Source organism: Streptococcus oralis, from assembly GCF_001579175.1.
Lineage (GTDB): Bacteria > Bacillota > Bacilli > Lactobacillales > Streptococcaceae > Streptococcus > Streptococcus oralis_O.
The window spans coordinates 417,284-438,414 of record NZ_KQ970760.1 but is presented as its reverse complement, the minus strand read 5'-3'; the positions used below and the strand labels follow the sequence as shown (position 1 = coordinate 438,414).

Sequence of the window (21,131 nt, the reverse complement as noted above, 5' to 3'; positions counted from 1 at the left end):
ACCAATATTTTCTAAAATTGTTCCTATATTTCAATCCATAAAATTATTTTATTATACAAACAATTTGGATTTTTAATACATAAAAAGACTAGGATTTAAAATTCCTAGTCTTTGTTATTTCGGTATAAATAGATTTTACAAACTAAAAATCCATCTCATCCACACGTGGTGCGCCAGAAGTCACAGAAATACTCTTTAAGATTTCTCGCTCTTCCTTGCTGAGTTCAATCCCAAAACAGTCAAGATTGCTCTGGATGCGAGAGGCTGTTACGGACTTAGGTAGAGGTAAGAAACCTTCTAATAAACTCCAAGCCAAGGCGATTTGAGCCACTGATTTCCCATGCTTAGCAGCAATTTCTTGGACTTCTTTCTTTTCAAACAACTCTCCTTGGCCAAAAGGTCCCCAAGCCTCTAGGAGAATTCCTTTCTCTCTACAGTAGTCAACCACTTCCTCTTGATAAACTCCTGGTGCCAAGCGTACCTGATTGACTGCAGGAACAATTTTTGCTGTTTCAAGCAAAGCATCCAAATGCTTGGGAAGGAAATTACTAACGCCGATAGCACGAATTTTCCCTTCTTGGTACAAATCCTCCATCGCCCTCCAGACATCGGCATTGCGAGTTTTCCATGCCTCATTTTCTCTTAGTGGTTTTGGATTTGGCCAATGGATCAGGTACAAATCTAGATAGTCCAATCCCAATTTTTCCATTGATTGCTCAAAAGCATGTCGAGCTTCTTCATAGCTGTGATTGGTGTTCCAGAGTTTGGTCGTCACAAAGATTTCTTGGCGTGAAACACCGCTATCTCGAATAGCGCGACCAACACTCTCCTCATTTTTATAGATAGCTGCAGTATCGATATGACGATAACCAGCCTTCAAGGCTTCTAAAACAGCTTGGTAGGCTACTTCTCCATTTTCAGCTTTCCAGGTCCCAAATCCTAAAACTGGGATTGAAATTCCGTTATTAAGGGTATAAGATTTCATAGTTTTTCCTTTCTATGTGAAGAAAATCTAAAGAAACAAAACCAGATTAACAGAGGCATGTCTCTTTAGATTTTGAAAATTATTGATCACGGTCATAATACATTTCGTGAGCCTTCAAGCGAGAGTTCAGCATTTCCGGAACGGTCACAAATGTATAACCTTGTTCTTTCAGATATTCAATGATACTTGGTAGGGAATTAACAGAAGGACCATGTATATCATGCATAAGAACGATCGATCCATTACGAACCTGACGCTGAATCTCTGTCAAAATAGCTGCTTCATTCTTACTCTTCCAGTCCAAACTATCCACATCCCACATGATAAAGCTCAAGTCCAGACTGTTACGGATATCATCTGTAATGGCACCATAAGGAGGGCGCATGAGTTTAGAACTCGAACCTAGAACTTGGGTTAACAAATCTTCTGTATCAGTAATTTGTTTTTTAGCATCTTCGAGAGATAGTTGGGAAAGAACAGGATGACTCCAGCTGTGGTTGGCAACCACATGTCCTTCAGACTTCATCCGTTTAAGGATGTCTTCATTTCCGGCGATGTTTTTACCAAGTACAAAGAAGGTCGCCTTTACTTTGTACTTAGCTAATGTATCCAAAGCTTGTGTAGTTGTAGACGGATTTGGACCATCGTCAAAGGTCAAAGCCACAACTTTTTTGTCTTTTTGTGCAAAATAAGCCTGATAGAGTTCAGCATCTTTTTCTAATAGATAAGAGGACTCCAAAACATCAAAGAAACTGGATATCGGTAGAGCAATTTCCTCCAAAGTCTCCCCTGGATTAGCAGGATAAAGGATGATTTGACTATCTTTATAATCAAAGCTCCATGAAGCCAGATCTTGATCTGTAAAGTTTTTTAGGACCTGATCAATTTTTGTCTGGTCAAGTTTCTTATCTTCTAGAGTCGATTTGATTTGACTCAATAGGAGTTCCTTAGCCTTGCTAGCATCTTTGAAAAGCCTACTGAGATCAAAAGTTTTTCCATCTTCTGTCAAGAAAACTTTTCCTAAAGACGTCTTTTCTTTTTCTTCAACCTTTGCTGCAGACAAATCGTAAACTTGCTTACTAATATTACGAGCAAGAACTCCCTTTAGAACCTGATCCAACTGCTCCGTATAATAAAAGACCAAATCCTCTTTATCTTCCAGCTTTTCTTTGATGTCTTGGTTGATTTTTTCTCTAACAGACGCAATGACTTCCTCTCCTTGAAGAGGATAGTAGGCAATCACCTCAGCTTGACCTTTTCGGAAATGGCCTCTCTGACTACCTGAGTTGAATTGTTGGTCCTTTTCGCTTTTTAGCGCTTCAATTTTTTGTTCATAAGATTGCTTTTGTAGCAGCTTATAACCAATAGCACTCCCTAATAGAATCGTAGCGGTTCCTAAAATCCCTACAAAAGCAAGAAGTATACTTCTCTTTTTATCGTGAGACACACGTTTTGCTCTATTTTTTTTCATATTTCCATCATAACAAATCAGGGCTATTATTTCAATGATAAACAAGAATTCTGACTTCTTTTTAGAAAAATAAAAAAGCTTAGAAGTATCTAAGCTTTTCATTTAGAAACGAATCGTTTCACGTGTTTTCTCATATGAGGTCACAAAACGGTTTGTAACTCCTGGTTCTGCAACTTCCAAGGCTTGTGAAATCTTTTCAAATGATGTTTTATAGTCAAAGTCTTTCTCAAAAATTTCAAGCGCTTCATTAAAAGCCTCTTGGATACGTTCATCAAATGAACGGTAACGGTTTGAGTATTGCAAGAGTTGCTCAGTCAAGGTTGCATATTGAACAATATCGTAGGTTTCTGTTTCAAGTGCTTCCATATCATTGGTTGCGACTTCAAGAATTCGTTTAACGGATTCAATATTCACTTGTGGTTGCTCTAACTCTGCCATCAAATCCTCTGTGTTGTGGCTTGCAGTAAAGAAGAGTTTCAAGAAACTTTGAGGAATACCTGGCAAGTTTCTCTTCTCCATGTATCGTTTAATGGTATGCAAACGATTCACATAAACATTTGCTTTTTGACGAGCATTGAGATCAACTTTTTCGATTTGGGCAAGTCGTTCGCTCACAGAGATTTGCTCATCCTCAATATCTTTGAGGTTGCTTTGCAGCATTTCCAACTGTTCTTCAAGAACAGAGAAGGCTTGAGTTGGCTCACCTTGGTCCTCTGTTACCTCTAAGACAGCTGTATCAAGTGCTGCCAATTCTGCTTGAAGGCGACGAACATGGTTTCCATCACTTTCTGGAAGAAGGTATGCTTTGTTCAAACGTTCAAGGTCTTGAACTAGAACTTGGTTGTTTTCTTTCAGGTGATTGAGGTAAGTTGGCAATGTTGAAAGAAGACTTTCAACTACTTTTTGAGCTGCAATTTCGCGAGTGAAGATATCATAAAGTGCATTGATTTCTTCTTGGATGCGATTATTTTCATACTCAGCATTATCCAACTCCAACTGGCGGATGTTTTCTTGATTTTCCTTCAAGGCTTCATACAAAAGTTGGAAACGTGACTCGATATCTGTTTCAGTGAAGTGGAAGTTGGCATCCAACAGCTTGCGATAGCCTTCTTCCAAATCTGACAATTGATCTGGTAGGTCTGTTGTCAATGTTTCAACTAGAACCGGAATACGATCAACGATATGAGTTAAAGCAAGAATATGGTTTTCAGTAGCATCTAGAATAGCCGCAGCTTCAACTGGGTCACCTGATGAGTTCAAGGTAACAAATTGAGAAAATTCTGATTGGATATTTTCCAATTGTTTCTCAATCTCAGGAAGGGCTTTTCCATATTTTTCTGAGTTTTCTGCAACAGTGTGCTGGAGTGTTTCAAACAAGTCCAAAGCGTGCAAGACACGACCACTGTTTTTAGATTCTTGTTTTTCAAGTTCCGAGAGTGCATTGCGAATAGCTGCAATGTCTTCTTCGATCAAGTCGATTTGGCTCTCAATTTGATCAATTTTGTGTGTTGCTTTAAAGAAACGGAAAGAATTGTTGTAGCTTTCAGCTTCAAAGAGATGGTTTTCAATATCAGCAAATGAGTTAAGTGATAAATCGACCCATTTTTGATTCCATTCACGGAAGGTTACCTGACTTTGACCAATCAAGTGCATGTTTTTAACGGCTTCAACCTCATCATTAACTGGAAGGTTGTAGAGTTCTTCTTTTCTTTCTTCAAGGGCCGTTAATCGACTTACATTACGCTTACGTAAAAAGATAACTGCTACATAAGCTAGGATCAAAATGACTGCAATCGCAACCATTAGATAAATTAGTTGTCCATTAGACATATCAAACTCCTTTTATACTAGAAACAATCGTAATGATTATATCATATTTTTTAAACCAAGGGAACTATTTCCCACAATTTTTAGACGTCAAGTGTACTATAAACAGCGTTTTCTTCAATAAATTCGCGACGAGGTTCTACTCGATCCCCCATCAACATATCAAAGATCTTATCTGCTTCGGCAGCATCATCTACCGAAACACGCGCCATCAAGCGATGTTCTGGATCCATGGTTGTTTCCCACAATTGGTGGTCATCCATTTCTCCCAAACCTTTATAACGTTGGATGGTTGGTTTTGAACGCCCTTCACTATGACGTGCTAAGGCTTCTTGGAGTTTAATTTCTTGATCCGCACCTGGCTGGATGTATTCTTTAATCTCACTTCCAACTTTTACTCCGTAAATTGGCGGTTGGGCAATGTAGACATATCCAGCTTCTAGAATTGGCTTCATGTAGCGGTAAATCAGAGTCAGTAAGAGGGTTCGAATGTGGGCTCCATCAACATCGGCATCGGTCATCAAAACGAGTTTTTGGTAACGAGCCTTAGTGACATCAAATTCTGCCCCAAAACCTGTTCCCATGGCTGTGAAAAGGCTCCGAATTTCTTCGTTGGCAAGAATTTTATCCATGCTGGCTTTTTCAACGTTCAAGATCTTACCACGAATTGGCAAGATAGCTTGGAATTCACGGTTACGACCAGATTTAGCTGATCCACCAGCTGAGTCTCCCTCAACGATGAAGAGTTCGGTTTCAGCAGGGTTATTTGAAGAACAGTCTGCTAATTTCCCAGGAAGATTGGAAATTTCCAAGCCAGATTTCTTGCGAGTGACTTCACGCGCACGCTTAGCAGCTACACGAGCCTTGGCAGCCAAAATCCCTTTTTCCACGATGCGCTTGGCAATCTGTGGATTCTCCATGAGGAAATCAGAAAAGGCATCGCTAAAGAGGCGGTTGGTAATCTTAACCACTTCGCTATTTCCCAGTTTGGTCTTGGTTTGTCCTTCAAACTGCGGATTTGGATGCTTGACAGAGATAACAGCAGTCAAACCTTCACGAACATCTTCCCCTGTCAGGTTGTCTTCATTGTCTTTTAGCAGTTTATTCTTGCGGGCATAATCGTTGATAACACGCGTCAGTGCTGTACGGAAACCTTGCTCATGCGTACCACCTTCATGGGTGTGAATGTTATTGGCGAAACTCATGACGTTTTCGTGGTAACCGGTTGTGTACTGCATGGCTACTTCAACTGTGATATCATCCATTTCACCGTCTGTGTAGATTGGTGTATCAAAGATCACATCCTTATTTTCGTTGATATACTCAACGTAGCTAGCAATTCCACCTTCATAGTGATAATGCTTGGTTTGTTCGAGACCTTCACGCTTGTCTGTAATTGAAATTCGAAGTCCTCGGTTCAAAAAGGCTAATTCTTGAACACGTTTGTTTAATTTTTCAAAGTCAAAAGTCGTTGTTTCTGTAAAAATCTCTGGGTCTGGTGTGAAGTGAACTGTAGTTCCTGTTTTATCTGTATCTCCAACGACCTCAAGATCAGCAACAACATGACCACGACGGTATTCTTGGTAATGAATTTTGCCGTTTTTGTGAACATGAACATCTAGTTGCGTTGAAAGAGCGTTTACTACTGATGAACCTACTCCGTGGAGTCCACCTGATACCTTATATCCGCCACCGCCGAATTTTCCTCCAGCGTGAAGAACCGTAAAGACTGTCTCAACAGCAGGACGTCCCGTCTTTTCTTGAATATCAACAGGAATTCCACGACCGTCATCCACAACTGTAATAGAATCATCAGGTTCGATAAAGACTTGGATATGACTAGCAAATCCAGCCAAGGCCTCGTCAATAGAGTTATCAACAATTTCCCAGACTAGGTGGTGAAGACCCTCTTTAGCAGTCGATCCGATATACATACCTGGACGCATACGAACGGCTTCCAGACCTTCTAAAACTTGAATTTGACTGGCATCATAATCCTGTGCCTGTTGGTTTTTGATTTCTTCTGTCATTTTTTTCCTTTTTCTTACATGTCAATTGCTGGTCTTAGTGTTGCAACATTGTCAAAAAGATAGGTATCTAGGTCTGCAGCTTTACCTGCTTCTACGTCAATCTTTCTGTCACCAATGACCAAACCTGATGAGATATGATACTTATCACGTAAATAAATCATGGACTCAGGATCTGGTTTTCGTTTAAATCCAGAACTGGCAGTCACTACTTCAGTGAAGTAGTTGGCTATCCGGGTCTTAGAAAGAAGTTCCAGAACTTGGTCATTTCGATGAGAAACTAAGAAATGGCGTCCACCCTTATCAGAGATGTCTTTGAGTAACTCTGGAATTCCCTCAAACAAAACTGGATGCTCTAGCTCACGTGCTTCATTTTCTTTGTAGTTCTCTAAAAAATCCTCGATATCTGGGGCAAACTTCTCAATGGCAAAAGCTGTCGAAACCTTCAAGGCTTCGTAAACACGGTCGTGTTCTTGCTCAATTCCATATTGGGCCAAGGTTTCTACAAAAGCTGCTGTAGAAGTCTCGTAATTATCCAATAGGGTACCACCTAAATCCCATATGTAGTCGTGATATTTCATACCCTTCATTATACCATTTTTTTATGAAAAAAGCGATGATTTCCTAGATTTTTCCAAGTAAAAAACGAGAGTTTCCCTCTCGTTTTATTGTTGATTTCCAAAGACGTCTCGATAAAGCATGCCGACTCGTAAACTTTCAGCATCTCCTCCCAACTGCGCTACCAATTCATAGGCAAAGGCAAGGGCTGTTGACGGTCCTCGGCTGGTTGTTAGATTGCCATCCACAACCACTGTTTCCTTTTGATAAATCCCGTCAGTAATTTGCTCCTGAACACCGTCATAACAGGTAAAGTGTTTGTCTTTTAAAATACCTGCTTGATGGAGGGCGATTGGGGCTGCGCAGATAGCCGAAATCTTCTTTCCTTCTTGGTTAAAGGCTTGAATCTCAGAAATGAGGGCTTGATTATCCCGTAGATTTGCTGATCCAGGCATGCCACCTGGAAGAACGAGCAGGTCATAGTCGGATAAATCGCCATCAAAGACACGATCGGCTTTCACCTGAATGTCATGTGATCCTGTCACCTGCTCCTCAAATCCTACCATATCACAGGAAATGTTTGCTCGACGCAAGACATCGACTACTGTCAAGGCTTCGATTTCTTCAAAGCCATTTGCTAAGATAACTGCTACTTTTGCCATAGTGACCTCCTCTTATTTGATTTGTTTTAAGATGACTTTTTTTCGTTTGAATGGAATTTTTCCACTCTTTTCTTCAGCAAGATTGGTCTGGTAACTCATAGATAAGAGGAGACCGACTCCGATGAGGTTACTAATAATTGCGGACCCCCCTTGAGAGATGAAAGGTAAAGGTATCCCAGTCAGAGGAAGCAATCCAGTCACTGCGCCAATATTTTCAAAGATATGGAAGAGCAGCATCATGATAAAGCCAGTCGAAATATAGGTATAGAACTGGTTATTTGATCTAAGCGTAATCTTCAACATCCGATAGATAAGAAGTAGGTACAAAGCAATGACAAAGACTGATCCTATGAAGCCAAAATCTTCCGCAATCACTGTGAAAATCATATCACTCTCACGTACTGGAATGAGGAGATTGGACACATTGAAACCTTGACCAAACAAACCTCCACTTCCAATCGCAATTTGCCCTTGCGCCTGTTGGTAAGTTGTTGTTTGCGCGAAGTCAAAGGGATTGAGCCAAGCCAAAATACGGTTAATCTGGTAGGTCGGCATCCCAATCTGGTGCAAGAAAGCACGTCCATCTTTACTGATAAAAATCGCTAGGAAGCCTCCTACTGCAGTCACTCCCGTAACAAAAACTGGAATGATAATCTTCCACGAAACGCCTGAAAGGAGCACCATTCCTGCAAAAATAGCTACAAAGACCAAGGCAGTCCCTAAGTCACTTTGTAGGGCTAAAAGAACCAGCACTGGAATAGTAAAGCCAATCATCCAAATAATCAGCAGGAAATCCAAAGGGATGGTTCGGCGCCACTCCTTGTGCTTTTGAGTGAATTGTACAATGACTCGAGCCAATATCAAGATGTAGGAAATCTTCATGAACTCAGATGGTTGAAAAAGTGTCGTCCCTCCAATTGACACCCAGTTCTTGGCACCTGTTGACGCTACAAGATTTGGGTTGTAGAAAACAAGAGGGAGGACCATCAAAGCTAGCCCTAGACCATAAAGATAGGGAGTCACCTTCCATAAAAACTCGGTATTGAATAACATGACGACAAAGCCAATAACAAGCCCTAAAGCAATCCAAGCGATTTGTTGACCTAGAATTGGAAGTACATTATTTGGATAGTCATGGCTAACTGCAATATAAATAGCCACTACTCCAATCACCAGTAGACAAAATACTGGTAGAAGGAGGCTATAGTCGACTCGAGAGTCGAAGGAACGTTTCATATTTTTTACCTTTTCTCTTTCTTGGATTTTTCTTTCATTCTATTGCGACGAGATTGGAGAAAATCTGCTACTGCAGACCCTAGCTGTTCTCTAGCAAGAACCCGAACTGTTCTTTCTTTTGACAAGGTTTGGGCGATTTGTTTGCCATAGCGCTTGCTGACAACACGACTGTCTAAGATTACAGCAACTGAACCTTGGTCAGGCCGTCTAACAGTACGACCTAAAGCTTGTTTTAGCCGAATAATAGCCATCGGCAATTGATAATCATAGAAGGGATTTTTTCCTTCTCGACGTAGTTCTTGGTTTAATTTTTTGGTTAACGGTTCTTGTGGATTTTGGAAAGGCAATCTCGGAATCACTTGAAGTACAAATGGATGGGTTGAAAAATCAACTCCTTCCCAGAAACTACCTGTTCCAAGCAAGATCTGGCGTTCACCTTTTTCAAAACGTTTTTTCAGTTGGCTTGGTTCCCCATTTTTATACTGAGCTAGATGCGGTTGGTCAAGCAAGTCCGAAACTGCCAGCAACATCTCTTTTGAGGTAAACAAAACCAATAAGGGTTCTTGAAAGGCTTGTAAGCTTCTAATGACAGAAGCCACTTCACTCGCATAGTCAAAAGGCGAAACTTCGGTAACGAGAGGAAAGTCATCAATTAGATAGACTTCTTGTTGCTCCTGCTTTGCTACATCAAGCCTAACAAGTGGAGCATCTGGAAATCCCAGTAAATCTGCTAAGGAAACCCGATTGCTGATTTCAAGAGTGGCAGATACTCCTAGGAGCCTACAATCTTCTGGCAATAAATCTGCTAGTATAAAGCGACCGTTTTTGCTTGAACAAATCAAGACATCCTTGCTCGATTTCTCTGCTGGAGCAAGCCAAAATTCACGGTCCGACGTAAAAAAGTTTGCCATCTCTCTATAATCTGGGAGAGCTAACTCTGAAAAATGTTGGCGCAAGTGTTCGATAGAATCCAACCACTTTCCATTCTTCAGACCTGACTGATAGTGCTCCAGCAAGTAACGACATTCAAAGCCAATACTCTCAAGCAAACGTTTCTGAATCAAATCTTCTTCTGTCTCCAAGGACTTTTCAATTTGAGTAACAAGATCCTCAAGGCGATAAGCCTGCTGGGCTAGATTTTCAAGAGCTAGCAGCATTTTTTGAGCTTCATCCAAGATCACCAAACGGTTGTCGACAAACTCTGGATTGTCCTCCAAACGAGTGACCAGATAGGCATGATTGGTCAAGAGAACGCGACTTATCTTGGCTTTTTCCTGCCCTCGTTTCCAAAAATCTTCTGTAGCAAATAGGCTTTTCTTTGAAAGCTTACCATCGTGGACTAGTTCAGGCAGAAAGTGCTGATAGCGATAAAGTTGCCCGATTTCGTCCAAATCACCAGTCTCTGTCTCCGTTAGCCAGATGAGTAGTTGCATTTTAAAGCGTGTGAAAAGGCGATTAGACTCAGATCGATGGAGAACTCGGTGAAAGGCATCCAGTTTTAAAAAATTTTGAGGACCCTTGAGACTATGGATTTCCAGATGGAAAACCTCTTTTAAACGCTGACCTTCTTCTTGCATGATCTGATTTTGAAGAATTTTAGTCGGGACGCTCACTAGGATTCCAGCTTCACTCTCCAAGTTCAAAGCTGGGAGGAGATAGCCGTATGTCTTACCCAATCCCGTTTGAGCCTGGATAAAAGAAGTCTGGTATTCTTCCAATAAGTGCTCAATCTTCTCCGAAAAATCCAGCTGTTGCGGACGCTCCTCCAACCCCAATAAAGAAATGTTTTTAGCAAAATCTTTGGATAACTTTCGTGGTACTAAGGCTTGACTTTCCTTTCTCAGGAAAAGCCCATGTAGTTCTATCAATTCCGGAGAGGACAGGAGAGATTGTTGCTGATAGACCTCCTCAATCACCAGATAGCTTTCATAGAGAAGGTTATCTGAAAGGTTTAACAAGCTTTCTAAAAGTCCTTTAGGTAGCTCAAAAAGCTTTTGACGCATGTAAAGCAAGAGTTCTGCTGTTGCCTGAGCATCAGACAGGGCAGTGTGGGCTTGTTCCAGTTCAATGTCCAACTCTTGACAAAGGATACCTAGATTGTATTTTTCAAACTGAGGGTATAAAACTTGGGCTAATTCAACTGTATCCACCCGTGGAGTGCGCAATTCATAGCCTTCAAAAAAAAGAAATTCCGCAAGGAGGTTGGCATCAAATTGTACATTGTGCGCAACAAAAATACCGTCCTTAACCAATTCAAAAATTTTTCCAGCCACCTGAGAAAACTCTGGTGCCGCAGCCAAACGTTGATCGGTCAGACCTGTTAATTCTTTGATATGAGAATCCAAGGGTTCATGGGGATTGACATCAGTCGCATACTGATCGACGATTTCGCCATTCTCAATCACCACAATGCCTACTTGAATAATTTTTGCCTTGCTTCCGGTGCTAGTCGCCTCTAAATCAACGACCACATACCGATTATTTCTCGCATTCATCATTAAAAATTATATCAAAAAAAGCATGATTTGACACCCCTCAACTTTGATAACAATCTTGCTTCACTTTCGAGTTCGATTAAAAATCAAGACCTTAAAAGTGAGAATTTCTCGCAAGTTCAGCAGTTGCTTGCCAGTTCTGAGGTATTTGAAAGACTTAACAGAATAGTTACATCAATACAAAAAGACAACCAAGGAATTAGTTGCCTTTTTGGGATATTTTTTTCATTGCTTTCGGAAGTGTCTTGCTAATTTCTGTTGGCAAGACAAGATAGTGTTCTTGAGCTAGTTCTTGGGCAATGGCTGAGTGCAGATGGGTCGCTACTACTACGCGTTCATAGAGATTGACATGTGGAAACTGACCTGCAAAACCTGCAATCATCCCAGCCAAAGTATCTCCCATCCCACCAGTTGCTTGATAGGGGCCTCCAACCTCCAGTTGATAGTATTCAGATTTGCCAGCTTGCCAGATACGAGTCGCTGGACCCTTCTCGACTAGAATCGTTCCTTGAGGAAAAGATGAAAGAGCCCTAGCTGTCGTCTCTGAATTTTGATGGTCAAGAACTATACCAGACAGTCTTTCCCATTCCTTTTGGTGGGGAGTTAGGATGATCTGACTAGATGGGAATGGCAAATGACCTTTTGCTAAGATACCCAAAGCACCACCATCAATAATCAAAATCTGGTCATTTCTGAGCTTATCAAAAACCCGTTTTACAAGTTCTTCTCCGAACGCATCCTCTCGCAAACCCGGACCAAGCAAGACAACTTCTGCCTTTTCCAACTGTTCCTTTAGTAATGCTTTATCCTTTAGAGAAAATGCCATGGCCTCAGGTAAATGGCTGTGCAAAGCCGGAATATTCTCCTTATCCGTGCCAACAGTCACCAAACCAGCCCCACTTTTAACAGCTGCAATGGCTGACATGATGATAGCTCCCCCATAAGGATAGGTCCCTCCCAGCAAGAGCAGACGCCCGTAATCTCCCTTATGGCTGTGACGACAACGTTCAATAATGACTTTTTCTAATAAAGTTTGATCAATCACTTTCATCGATTTTTCCCTCAACTATCCTTTATCTGATTGTTTTAAAACAACTTGATAGACTTTCTTAGTCCACTCTTCTAAGTCTTCTCCATCATAGTCAAGATAATGCACCCTATCTTGTATTTTATTTGGAATAATATTTTCAAATTGGCACTTATTATGAGTTGGAATAATGCAAATATACAACTCACTTAATAAATTAAGCATGTCCTTAATTTTTACAGCATGGTAACCATCAAAAATATAACCAGGAACTTTAATCAAATCTGTATAGATAAAATGAAAACTTACTCCAGGAATAAACTTATCTTGTAATTCTTTCTCTGAAGGAGCTCGACCTAATAAACGCTCCATCGCCAATCGATAACCAGAACTTGTATTTGACCATCCTAACATGACATAGTCAAAATAATCTTTCGGATCAGATGCAGCATTTCGACTATCCAAAACCAACTCCTCAGCATCTCGCCTAAAGGCTTTCACAGCAGATAAGAGCTGACCTGTTTTAAAAATAGAAATCGCTGCATCTATAGTCGTAGTATGGCTACAGTAGTCTGAAGTCACTAGCCTCTTATGTAGGTCATAAGTCGAAGCTACTCTTTTATCTGTAGGGGTAAATGGTGGAAGAAAGGGATGCTGAGAGATGTAATCTAAAATCTCTTTTTTTAAACAAGAATCAGCACACTCGATACTTGTTTGACGTTTATGAAGTTTTTCGTAAGCTATAAATTTAGCAATTTTTTCTAATTCCCACTCTTGAATATTTGGATAATCAATTAGTGCTAAGTAGTATATTCCATCCCATTGTAAACTATATTCTCCATTATAAATTTTTAAAATCATCTAATCACCTCACTCCATTATACTATAAAAGGAGGTTCAAACCTCCTTTTATCTATTTTCCCTTAAATTCCGCAAAGGTCTGTAAGATTTTAGCTGCCACTGCTGGAGAAGGTTCTCCTTTTAGCTCAACCGTTTCATCTGTATATGGACTAAGGCCAGCAAAATCTCCTATCTGAACTGAATAAAGAGACGTTTTAAACAGTTCAATATCGTTTTGGTCATTTCCAAAAGCAATGAAGTTCTCTCCACATAACTTTTCAACAGTTGTCGCCTTATGAGTGTCCAAGGGGTTGACATAAAGGCACTTTTCATGCGCATGATAGGACAGATGAGCCTGCCCCAGTCTTTCTAACTGACCAAGCAGGTCATCAAGCAAATCCTCATGGTCTCCCATATAAACGACTACCTTAATCGGAGTACCCAAGTCCTCGAGTTTCTGGTGACGAGCCACCTTTAGGGGATCCACGCTGGAGATAAATGGAATTTTTTCCACAATCTGACCACTATAGTCAAAGCAATCATCTGCAAAGAAAGGGAGATTATAGGTCTGGCAATAATCCACTAGAGCCTGATAAACTCTAGCATCGAGATTTTTCTCATAGATGACTTTCCCCAGATAATAGGCTACGCCTCCATTCAAACCTATAACCAAACGCTGACTGAGATCGGTACCTAATAAGCCCAAACAATCCCGATATGAGCGAGCTGAGGCAAATACAACCTCATGCCCATAATCGCTAGCCTTTAAAAGAACCTGCTTAATCTCCTCATCTATGGTCATGTAGTCAAAAGATAGCGTTCCATCCAGGTCAAATACGAATTTCATTTTCCTAGTCCTTGTTCAGTGTACGAAGAGCTGCCTGATAAGTTTGCTCCATCAGCATGGTAATGGTCATAGGTCCAACTCCACCAGGTACAGGAGTGATATGACTAGCAATTGGTGCAACAGCATCGTAGTCAACATCTCCACAAAGCTTGCCATTTTCATCTCGGTTCATCCCTACATCAATGACAACTGCACCTGGTTTGACAAAGTCAGCAGTCACAAACTTAGCACGACCGATAGCTACGACAAGAATATCTGCTTTCGAAGCAACTGCTGCTAAATCTTGTGTGCGAGAGTGGGTCAAGGTTACAGTTGCATTTTTAGCCAGGAGCAACTGGGCCATTGGTTTCCCAACGATATTTGAACGACCAATTACGACAGCATTTTTACATTCTAACTCAATCCCATACTCATGAAACATCTCCATAATTCCAGCAGGAGTTGAAGGAATCATAACTGGGTGACCAGACCAGAGACGCCCCATATTAAGCGGATGAAAACCATCCACATCCTTTTCAGGGTCAATAGCCAATAAAACTGCCTCTTCATCGATGTGTTTTGGTAAAGGCAACTGAACTAAAATCCCATGCCAAGCTGGATCCTGATTGTAGTTGGCAATCAAGTCTAATAATTCCGCTTGTGTAATAGTTTCAGGAACTCGCACTACTTCACTTCGGAAGCCAGCAGCAAGAGCTGATCGTTCTTTGTTACGAACGTAAACTTGGCTGGCTGGATTGTCCCCAACCAAAATCACCACCAAACCTGGAACTAAACCTGTTTCTTCTTTTAATTTGGAAGTCTTTTCAGCCAACTGTCCTTGTAACTTAGCTGCAAGAGCCTTCCCATCAATAATCTGTGTCATATCACTTCTCTTTTCTGTCAAATATCCTCTATTATATCAAAAAACACCTTGCCATTCTAACACTTCTTGACTAATAGACCTTATAGTTTGAAACTATAATAAAAAGCTCTTGTCGAGCTTTTAGTGCCTATTGATATTAGGTAAATCTGTCATGCTTTCTTTTTAACTTTTGGAGCCGGTAAGACTTCATACATATCCCTGATCAGTCCCGCTAGAAATGACTTATCTTCAAGGTCTTCTAGTAAAATCATCTCTTTGGCTCCTTCATAAGGTCGTTCAAACCTAGTTTGTTCCAATTGATCCATGACCACCTTCACAGGCTTCAGCAACAAACGATTATCATATATTCCACCAATGATTTTCCCACGATAATAAAGGATATACTCACCCATCATTTGACGATAACTTATCTCCTCTAGCTCTGATAGCTGTTCGAGAATAAAATCTAAATATTCTTTACTGGAAGCCATGATGCCTACTCCATTTCTTCTAAAAATGAGGTCTTACAAAACCTTACTCAAAAAATCCTTGGTCCGTTGTTCTTGGGTTTGGTCAAAAATCTCCTCTGGCCTTCCATCTTCGACAACAACCCCATCCGCCATAAAGATAACACGGTCTGCCACCTCGCGGGCAAAGCCCATTTCATGCGTCACAATCACCATAGTCATCCCTGATTTAGCGAGGTCTTGCATAACAGCTAGAACTTCTCCAACCATCTCAGGGTCTAAGGCTGAAGTCGGCTCATCAAAGAGCAAAACATCTGGTTCCATAGCAAGTCCACGTGCAATAGCAATCCGTTGTTGCTGTCCACCTGACAAACTCTGAGGATAGGCCGTTGCCTTATCTGGTAAGCCAACTTTTTCTAACAGTTCCTGTGCTCTTTTCTCTGCAACTTCCTTGCTTTCTCCTTTGGTTTTAATTGGTGACAAAGTGATATTTTCCATCACTGTCATATTGGGAAAGAGGTTGAATTGTTGGAATACCATGCCCATCTTTTCACGCATGGCAAAAAGGTCATTTTTCTTATCCGTAATATCGACTCCTTCAAAGATAACCTTGCCTTTACTTGCTTCTTCTAGAAGATTCATCGAACGAAGGAGAGTTGACTTCCCACTACCTGATGGACCGATAATGACCACTACTTCTCCACGTTTAATCTCAAGATTGATGCCTTTTAAAACTTCATTTTTCCCAAAAGATTTATGTAGTTCTTCAATTTTAATCAAGGTTTCTGTCATTATTTCTTGTCTCCTTGTCCAATGTAATTTTCAAATGCTTTCAACGCCACTGTCAAAACAGAGGTCATAATCAAATAGTAAAAGGCTGCAAATAAAAGGGGAGTCAAGGGTAAATAAGTTGTTGTTGCTACTGTCGTTGCACCATTCCACAACTCCATCACCCCAATCGCAGACAAGAGGGAACTATCCTTGATAATGGTGATAAATTCATTTCCCAATGCTGGCAAAATATTTTTAATTGCCTGTGGTAAAATAACATAACGCATGGCATTTTTCGGACGAATACCGAGAGAATATGCGGCCTCTAACTGCCCTTTAGGAACTGCATTGATCCCTGCACGAACGGTTTCAGACACATAAGCACCACTGTTCATCGAGATAATCAAAATACCTGGAATTAAACGAGAAAGGTCCACACCTAAAATCCCTACTTGAATAGTGGGCGCATCGATATGCATGAGGGCAAAAGCAATCATAATTTGCACCATCATCGGTGTTCCTCGGAAAATCCATACATAAACATTTGCAAACCATACAAGAGGTTTAAACCGTGAACGTTGAGCAAAGGCCAATAAGACACCTAGAATGGTACCGAAAAAGACTACCAGAATTGAAATCACTACCGTGATAAGAGCACCATAATTAAAATAAGGTAAATACTTTGGTAAAAATGAAAAATTCATATAAACTCAGCTTTCTAAATATCAGATTGTATGATTATAACATGTTCTGAATTAAAATTCAATATTTTTCCACTGATTTTCACCAATAATTTTATGCAAAAGAGAAATAGCGAGAAATCTTAGTTTTTTCTAGTCAAGTCCCCGTGGTTTATGGTAAAATAGTAACGATAAGAAATGGAGGAGAATCATAATGGAATCACATTTGGTTAGAATCATCAACCGCCTAGAAGCTATGACAAAAGATGGCGGAAATCTTAAACGTAATTTTGAACGTGAAGGAGTTGTTGTTGCAGAGGTTGCTTACAGCTATGACGAAGAAAATGGATCACTCTTCACCCTTCGCGATGTTGAAGCACGTGAAACCTATACCTTTGATAGCATTGACTTGATTGCAATGGAGATTTACGAACTCCTTTACTAATAGAATAACAGTGGGGAAACCTGACTGATGAACGAGAATCCTTTTTGTCCCTGCAAATAGGATTTTTTCTTACCATCAGTAACAGAGATTTTCTTAGGAACTTTCTCTCCAAATCTCCCTAGCCCAATCTTTTTACTTGCTTTACACCTTAATCATGCTATAATGAGAATATAAAACTTTGACTATTTTTGACCTTTTATCAGGCCAAGGGTAAGAATGAAATGAGGTAGATGTATGCTCTGTCAAAACTGTAAAATTAACGACTCAACAATTCATCTTTATACCAATCTCAATGGACAGCAAAAACAAATTGATCTCTGTCAAAATTGCTATAAAATTATCAAAACGGACCCAAACAATACCCTCTTTAAAGGAATGACTGACCTAAACAATCGTGACTTTGATCCTTTTGGAGACTTTTTCAATGATTTGAACAATTTCAGACCTTCTTCTAATAATGTCCCTCCAACTCAATCAGGTGGAGGATATGGAGGTAATGGTGGCTACGGACCTCAGAATCGCGGACCCATTCAAACACCGCCTCCAAGTCAAGAGAAAGGTCTTCTAGAAGAGTATGGAATCAATGTTACTGAGATTGCCCGTCGAGGAGATATTGACCCTGTTATCGGTCGAGACGAAGAAATAATCCGTGTTATCGAAATCCTCAACCGTCGAACCAAAAACAATCCTGTCCTTATCGGTGAACCAGGTGTTGGTAAAACAGCCGTTGTTGAAGGTCTGGCTCAAAAAATCGTTGATGGTGATGTTCCCCATAAACTCCAAGGCAAGCAAGTCATCCGTTTGGATGTGGTCAGCCTAGTTCAAGGAACAGGTATCCGAGGCCAATTTGAAGAGCGTATGCAAAAGCTCATGGAAGAGATACGCAAACGTGAGGATATCATTCTCTTTATCGACGAAATCCATGAAATTGTTGGTGCAGGGTCAGCTGGCGATGGCAATATGGATGCAGGTAATATCCTCAAACCTGCCCTTGCCCGTGGTGAACTGCAATTGGTCGGTGCTACTACTCTCAATGAATACCGTATCATTGAAAAAGATGCCGCTCTCGAGCGCCGTATGCAGCCTGTCAAGGTAGATGAACCAACTGTCGAAGAAACTATTATCATCCTCAAAGGGGTTCAAAAGAAATACGAAGACTACCATCACGTCAAGTATACTGATATTGCTATCGAAGCAGCTGCAAATCTGTCCAATCGTTACATTCAAGACCGCTTCTTACCTGACAAGGCTATTGACCTTTTGGACGAAGCTGGTTCTAAGATGAATCTGACACTGAACTTTATGGATCCTAAAGTGATTGACCAGCGTTTAATTGAAGCTGAGAATCTCAAGGCACAAGCTACACGAGAGGAAGACTTTGAAAAAGCTGCCTACTTCCGAGATCAAATTGCCAAGTACAAGGAAATGCAGAAAAACAAGGTGACTGACCAGGATACTCCTATCATTAGCGAGAAAACGATTGAACACATCATCGAGCAGAAAACCAATATCCCTGTTGGGGAGCTAAAAGAAAAAGAACAGTCTCAACTCATCCATCTAGCAGAAGACCTAAAAGCCCATGTTATCGGACAAGACGAGGCTGTCGATAAGATTGCCAAAGCCATCCGTCGTAATCGTGTTGGACTTGGTACTCCCAACCGCCCAATCGGAAGTTTCCTCTTTGTCGGACCAACTGGTGTCGGTAAGACAGAACTTTCCAAACAACTAGCCATTGAACTTTTTGGTTCTGCTGATAGCATGATTCGCTTTGATATGAGTGAATACATGGAAAAACATAGTGTAGCTAAATTGGTCGGAGCCCCTCCAGGCTATGTAGGCTATGATGAAGCTGGTCAGTTAACGGAAAAAGTTCGCCGTAATCCCTACTCTCTCATCCTTCTCGATGAAGTGGAAAAAGCTCACCCTGATGTCATGCACATGTTCCTTCAAGTCTTAGACGATGGTCGTCTGACAGATGGGCAAGGACGGACAGTTAGCTTTAAGGATGCCATCATTATCATGACTTCAAATGCTGGGACTGGTAAAGCCGAAGCCAGCGTTGGTTTTGGAGCCGCTCGTGAAGGGCGAACCAACTCTGTCCTCGGTGAACTCGGCAACTTCTTTAGTCCAGAGTTTATGAACCGTTTTGACGGCATCATCGAGTTCAAAGCTCTCAGCAAGGACAACCTTCTCCAAATCGTTGAACTCATGCTAGCAGATGTTAACAAACGCCTCTCCAGCAACAACATTCATTTAGATGTAACGGACAAAGTCAAGGAAAAGTTGGTTGACCTCGGTTATGATCCAAAAATGGGGGCACGCCCACTCCGCCGTACCATTCAAGACCATATCGAGGATGCTATCACAGACTACTACCTTGAAAATCCAAGCGAGAAAGACCTCAAGGCAGTTATGACAAGCAATGGTAAGATTCAAATCAAATCTGCCAAAAAAACTGAAAAAACTGAAGAGATTGCTTCTGAAAAAGAAGAATAAAACGATCTAACAGGTGCAGAAAGTCTAGCAATTTCTGCACCTTTTTTTACTAAAATAACTGTAAATTCTTGACAGCTAGCCCCTCGTCCATTATGATAATAATAAAGATACTAGAGAATGAGGAAAATGCAATGGCAAACCCCACTTTTGGTGAAAAAAAAGAGAATGTAACCTACCAGCACCGCTATGGTGTTTACGCAGTTATTCCTGATCCTGATAAAAAACAAATCGTTTTAGTTCAAGCTCCCAATGGGGCTTGGTTCTTGCCAGGTGGAGAGATTGAAGAGGGAGAAGACCATCAAGAAGCACTGAAGAGAGAACTCATCGAAGAACTCGGTTTTACTGCTGAAATCGGGACCTATTACGGACAAGCTGATGAATATTTCTACTCTCGCCACCGTGACACCTACTACTACAATCCAGCTTATCTCTACGAAGCCACTTCTTTCCAAGAAGTACAAAAACCTTTAGAAGACTTTAATCATATTGCTTGGTTTTCTATTGACGAGGCAATAGAAAAACTCAAACGTGGTAGCCACAAATGGGGAATTGAAGCTTGGAAAATCCAGCATGGAATTGACTAAAATACACGATTTTATCCAAAAAGTGCTATAATAGAGTTAGAAAATCGGAGGAACTATTATGAAGCTTATCAACACGACTAATTCACACTCGCAACTTGTTAAAAGCCAATTAGAAAGCACTGACGCAACGCTTGTTGAAGTCTATTCAGCTGGAAACACAGATGTGATTTTCACTCAAGCTCCGCTTCACTATGAAATCCTCATTTCCAACAAACACCGCGCTATTCGTGAACCAGAAATCGAAACCATCCAAGATTTCTTCATGAAACGCAAAATCGATAAAGATAATATCGATGAAGCTAATATCAAGACGCTTTATTCAGATAAATTGATTGAAATTTCTATTCCTACAAAATAAGAAAGCCAGCCATAAGCTGGTTTTCTTTTGCAAAAAAAGATTGGTAGTTTCTACCAATCTTTTATTTTTATTTCACAGCTTCTTTCAAAGCGTCTACCTTATCCAAACGTTCCCATGGAAGGTCAATATCTGTACGTCCCATGTGTCCATAAGCCGCTGTTTGACGGTAAATTGGACGTTTAAGATCCAGCATTTGGATAATTCCTGCAGGGCGAAGGTCAAAGATTTGACGAGCCGCTTTTTCAAGCTTGCTTTCAGCTACTGTTCCTGTACCAAAGGTATCGATACGGACAGAAACAGGCTGAGCAACACCAATAGCATAGGCCAATTGAACTTCTGCTTTCTTGGCAAGACCTGCTGCCACGATATTTTTAGCAATATAGCGAGCTGCATAAGAGGCTGAACGGTCCACCTTAGTCGCATCTTTACCAGAGAAGGCACCACCACCGTGACGAGAGTAGCCACCATAAGTATCCACGATGATCTTACGACCAGTCAAACCGGAGTCCCCTTG

At 40.8% G+C, this 21,131-nt stretch carries 20 protein-coding genes; 4 read left to right on the top strand and 16 right to left on the bottom strand.

The features are described from left to right. Positions 1 to 142: 142 nt before the first annotated feature. The 15 genes from SORDD24_RS06475 to SORDD24_RS06405 all read right to left on the bottom strand — a co-directional run bounded on the left by SORDD24_RS06475 (position 143) and on the right by SORDD24_RS06405 (position 16,758). Positions 143 to 985 carry an aldo/keto reductase gene (locus SORDD24_RS06475; RefSeq protein WP_061408811.1) on the bottom strand — a complete coding sequence of 281 codons (843 nt, stop codon included), beginning with the start codon at positions 983 to 985 and terminating at the stop codon, positions 143 to 145. A gap of 79 nt (positions 986 to 1,064) precedes the next feature. Continuing rightward, a complete protein-coding gene (gene pgdA / locus SORDD24_RS06470; RefSeq protein ID WP_061409534.1) occupies positions 1,065 to 2,456 on the bottom strand; it encodes a peptidoglycan-N-acetylglucosamine deacetylase PgdA in 1,392 nt (463 codons plus the stop codon). A 102-nt stretch (positions 2,457 to 2,558) separates the two neighbouring features. Beyond that, entirely contained in the window at positions 2,559 to 4,286 is a 1,728-nt protein-coding gene (gene ezrA / locus SORDD24_RS06465; RefSeq protein ID WP_061408808.1) for a septation ring formation regulator EzrA, read from the bottom strand. 80 nt (positions 4,287 to 4,366) lie between these two features. Beyond that, positions 4,367 to 6,313: a DNA topoisomerase (ATP-hydrolyzing) subunit B gene (gyrB, locus tag SORDD24_RS06460; RefSeq protein ID WP_061408805.1), complete on the bottom strand. Its 1,947-nt coding sequence runs from the start codon at positions 6,311 to 6,313 to the stop codon at positions 4,367 to 4,369. A gap of 14 nt (positions 6,314 to 6,327) precedes the next feature. Beyond that, positions 6,328 to 6,891 (bottom strand): HAD-IA family hydrolase, encoded by a 564-nt coding sequence (locus SORDD24_RS06455; RefSeq protein ID WP_061409532.1) that lies wholly within the window; start codon positions 6,889 to 6,891, stop codon positions 6,328 to 6,330. Between the two features lie 84 nt (positions 6,892 to 6,975). Further along, positions 6,976 to 7,530: a DJ-1 family glyoxalase III gene (locus tag SORDD24_RS06450; RefSeq protein WP_061408802.1), complete on the bottom strand. Its 555-nt coding sequence runs from the start codon at positions 7,528 to 7,530 to the stop codon at positions 6,976 to 6,978. A gap of 12 nt (positions 7,531 to 7,542) precedes the next feature. Continuing rightward, positions 7,543 to 8,766 (bottom strand): FtsW/RodA/SpoVE family cell cycle protein, encoded by a 1,224-nt coding sequence (locus SORDD24_RS06445; RefSeq protein WP_061408799.1) that lies wholly within the window; start codon positions 8,764 to 8,766, stop codon positions 7,543 to 7,545. A 5-nt stretch (positions 8,767 to 8,771) separates the two neighbouring features. Beyond that, on the bottom strand, positions 8,772 to 11,261 hold the full coding sequence (locus SORDD24_RS06440; protein WP_061409530.1) for a bifunctional DnaQ family exonuclease/ATP-dependent helicase: 2,490 nt from the start codon (positions 11,259 to 11,261) through the stop codon (positions 8,772 to 8,774). 199 nt (positions 11,262 to 11,460) lie between these two features. Continuing rightward, positions 11,461 to 12,312: an NAD(P)H-hydrate dehydratase gene (locus SORDD24_RS06435; RefSeq protein ID WP_061408796.1), complete on the bottom strand. Its 852-nt coding sequence runs from the start codon at positions 12,310 to 12,312 to the stop codon at positions 11,461 to 11,463. A 15-nt stretch (positions 12,313 to 12,327) separates the two neighbouring features. Next, on the bottom strand, positions 12,328 to 13,149 hold the full coding sequence (locus SORDD24_RS06430; RefSeq protein ID WP_061408793.1) for a hypothetical protein: 822 nt from the start codon (positions 13,147 to 13,149) through the stop codon (positions 12,328 to 12,330). Between the two features lie 52 nt (positions 13,150 to 13,201). Next, positions 13,202 to 13,975 (bottom strand): HAD hydrolase family protein, encoded by a 774-nt coding sequence (locus SORDD24_RS06425; protein ID WP_061408790.1) that lies wholly within the window; start codon positions 13,973 to 13,975, stop codon positions 13,202 to 13,204. Between the two features lie 4 nt (positions 13,976 to 13,979). Continuing rightward, positions 13,980 to 14,837, bottom strand: a complete 858-nt coding sequence (locus SORDD24_RS06420; RefSeq protein ID WP_061408787.1) for a bifunctional methylenetetrahydrofolate dehydrogenase/methenyltetrahydrofolate cyclohydrolase — start codon at positions 14,835 to 14,837, stop codon at positions 13,980 to 13,982. 149 nt (positions 14,838 to 14,986) lie between these two features. Further along, positions 14,987 to 15,307 (bottom strand): TfoX/Sxy family protein, encoded by a 321-nt coding sequence (locus SORDD24_RS06415; RefSeq protein ID WP_061408784.1) that lies wholly within the window; start codon positions 15,305 to 15,307, stop codon positions 14,987 to 14,989. Between the two features lie 33 nt (positions 15,308 to 15,340). After that, entirely contained in the window at positions 15,341 to 16,075 is a 735-nt protein-coding gene (locus tag SORDD24_RS06410; RefSeq protein WP_061408781.1) for an amino acid ABC transporter ATP-binding protein, read from the bottom strand. Beyond that, positions 16,075 to 16,758: an amino acid ABC transporter permease gene (locus SORDD24_RS06405; RefSeq protein ID WP_061408778.1), complete on the bottom strand. Its 684-nt coding sequence runs from the start codon at positions 16,756 to 16,758 to the stop codon at positions 16,075 to 16,077. The genes SORDD24_RS06410 and SORDD24_RS06405 overlap by 1 nt, the downstream gene beginning before the upstream one ends. Before the next feature lie 190 nt (positions 16,759 to 16,948). On the opposite strand from SORDD24_RS06405, the gene SORDD24_RS06400 reads away from it, so the two are divergent. The 4 genes from SORDD24_RS06400 to SORDD24_RS06385 all read left to right on the top strand — a co-directional run bounded on the left by SORDD24_RS06400 (position 16,949) and on the right by SORDD24_RS06385 (position 20,617). Further along, positions 16,949 to 17,179 carry a DUF1797 family protein gene (locus SORDD24_RS06400; protein WP_000443579.1) on the top strand — a complete coding sequence of 77 codons (231 nt, stop codon included), beginning with the start codon at positions 16,949 to 16,951 and terminating at the stop codon, positions 17,177 to 17,179. A 234-nt stretch (positions 17,180 to 17,413) separates the two neighbouring features. Continuing rightward, on the top strand, positions 17,414 to 19,675 hold the full coding sequence (locus SORDD24_RS06395) for an ATP-dependent Clp protease ATP-binding subunit (protein WP_061408775.1): 2,262 nt from the start codon (positions 17,414 to 17,416) through the stop codon (positions 19,673 to 19,675). A gap of 131 nt (positions 19,676 to 19,806) precedes the next feature. Further along, positions 19,807 to 20,259 (top strand): NUDIX hydrolase, encoded by a 453-nt coding sequence (locus SORDD24_RS06390; protein ID WP_061408772.1) that lies wholly within the window; start codon positions 19,807 to 19,809, stop codon positions 20,257 to 20,259. Between the two features lie 58 nt (positions 20,260 to 20,317). Then, positions 20,318 to 20,617 (top strand): DUF1827 family protein, encoded by a 300-nt coding sequence (locus tag SORDD24_RS06385; RefSeq protein ID WP_000767191.1) that lies wholly within the window; start codon positions 20,318 to 20,320, stop codon positions 20,615 to 20,617. 67 nt (positions 20,618 to 20,684) lie between these two features. Here the strand turns inward: SORDD24_RS06385 and SORDD24_RS06380 are convergent. After that, on the bottom strand, positions 20,685 to 21,131 hold a 447-nt coding region (locus SORDD24_RS06380; protein WP_196757278.1), incomplete at its 5' end, for a methionine adenosyltransferase domain-containing protein.

Bases quoted from the DNA above. Each gene is read 5' to 3' on its own strand.
- SORDD24_RS06390 (WP_061408772.1), top strand. From the start codon at position 19,807: ATGGCAAACCCCACTTTTGGTGAAAAAAAAGAGAATGTAACCTACCAG.
- SORDD24_RS06400 (WP_000443579.1), top strand. From the start codon at position 16,949: ATGGAATCACATTTGGTTAGAATCATCAACCGCCTAGAAGCTATGACA.
- pgdA (WP_061409534.1), bottom strand. From the start codon at position 2,456: ATGAAAAAAAATAGAGCAAAACGTGTGTCTCACGATAAAAAGAGAAGT.
- SORDD24_RS06455 (WP_061409532.1), bottom strand. From the start codon at position 6,891: ATGAAATATCACGACTACATATGGGATTTAGGTGGTACCCTATTGGAT.
- SORDD24_RS06440 (WP_061409530.1), bottom strand. From the start codon at position 11,261: ATGAATGCGAGAAATAATCGGTATGTGGTCGTTGATTTAGAGGCGACT.
- SORDD24_RS06475 (WP_061408811.1), bottom strand. From the start codon at position 985: ATGAAATCTTATACCCTTAATAACGGAATTTCAATCCCAGTTTTAGGA.
- SORDD24_RS06410 (WP_061408781.1), bottom strand. From the start codon at position 16,075: ATGACAGAAACCTTGATTAAAATTGAAGAACTACATAAATCTTTTGGG.
- SORDD24_RS06385 (WP_000767191.1), top strand. From the start codon at position 20,318: ATGAAGCTTATCAACACGACTAATTCACACTCGCAACTTGTTAAAAGC.
- SORDD24_RS06435 (WP_061408796.1), bottom strand. From the start codon at position 12,312: ATGAAAGTGATTGATCAAACTTTATTAGAAAAAGTCATTATTGAACGT.
- ezrA (WP_061408808.1), bottom strand. From the start codon at position 4,286: ATGTCTAATGGACAACTAATTTATCTAATGGTTGCGATTGCAGTCATT.
- SORDD24_RS06405 (WP_061408778.1), bottom strand. From the start codon at position 16,758: ATGAATTTTTCATTTTTACCAAAGTATTTACCTTATTTTAATTATGGT.
- SORDD24_RS06425 (WP_061408790.1), bottom strand. From the start codon at position 13,975: ATGAAATTCGTATTTGACCTGGATGGAACGCTATCTTTTGACTACATG.
- SORDD24_RS06415 (WP_061408784.1), bottom strand. From the start codon at position 15,307: ATGGCTTCCAGTAAAGAATATTTAGATTTTATTCTCGAACAGCTATCA.
- SORDD24_RS06420 (WP_061408787.1), bottom strand. From the start codon at position 14,837: ATGACACAGATTATTGATGGGAAGGCTCTTGCAGCTAAGTTACAAGGA.
- gyrB (WP_061408805.1), bottom strand. From the start codon at position 6,313: ATGACAGAAGAAATCAAAAACCAACAGGCACAGGATTATGATGCCAGT.
- SORDD24_RS06395 (WP_061408775.1), top strand. From the start codon at position 17,414: ATGCTCTGTCAAAACTGTAAAATTAACGACTCAACAATTCATCTTTAT.
- SORDD24_RS06450 (WP_061408802.1), bottom strand. From the start codon at position 7,530: ATGGCAAAAGTAGCAGTTATCTTAGCAAATGGCTTTGAAGAAATCGAA.
- SORDD24_RS06445 (WP_061408799.1), bottom strand. From the start codon at position 8,766: ATGAAACGTTCCTTCGACTCTCGAGTCGACTATAGCCTCCTTCTACCA.
- SORDD24_RS06430 (WP_061408793.1), bottom strand. From the start codon at position 13,149: ATGATTTTAAAAATTTATAATGGAGAATATAGTTTACAATGGGATGGA.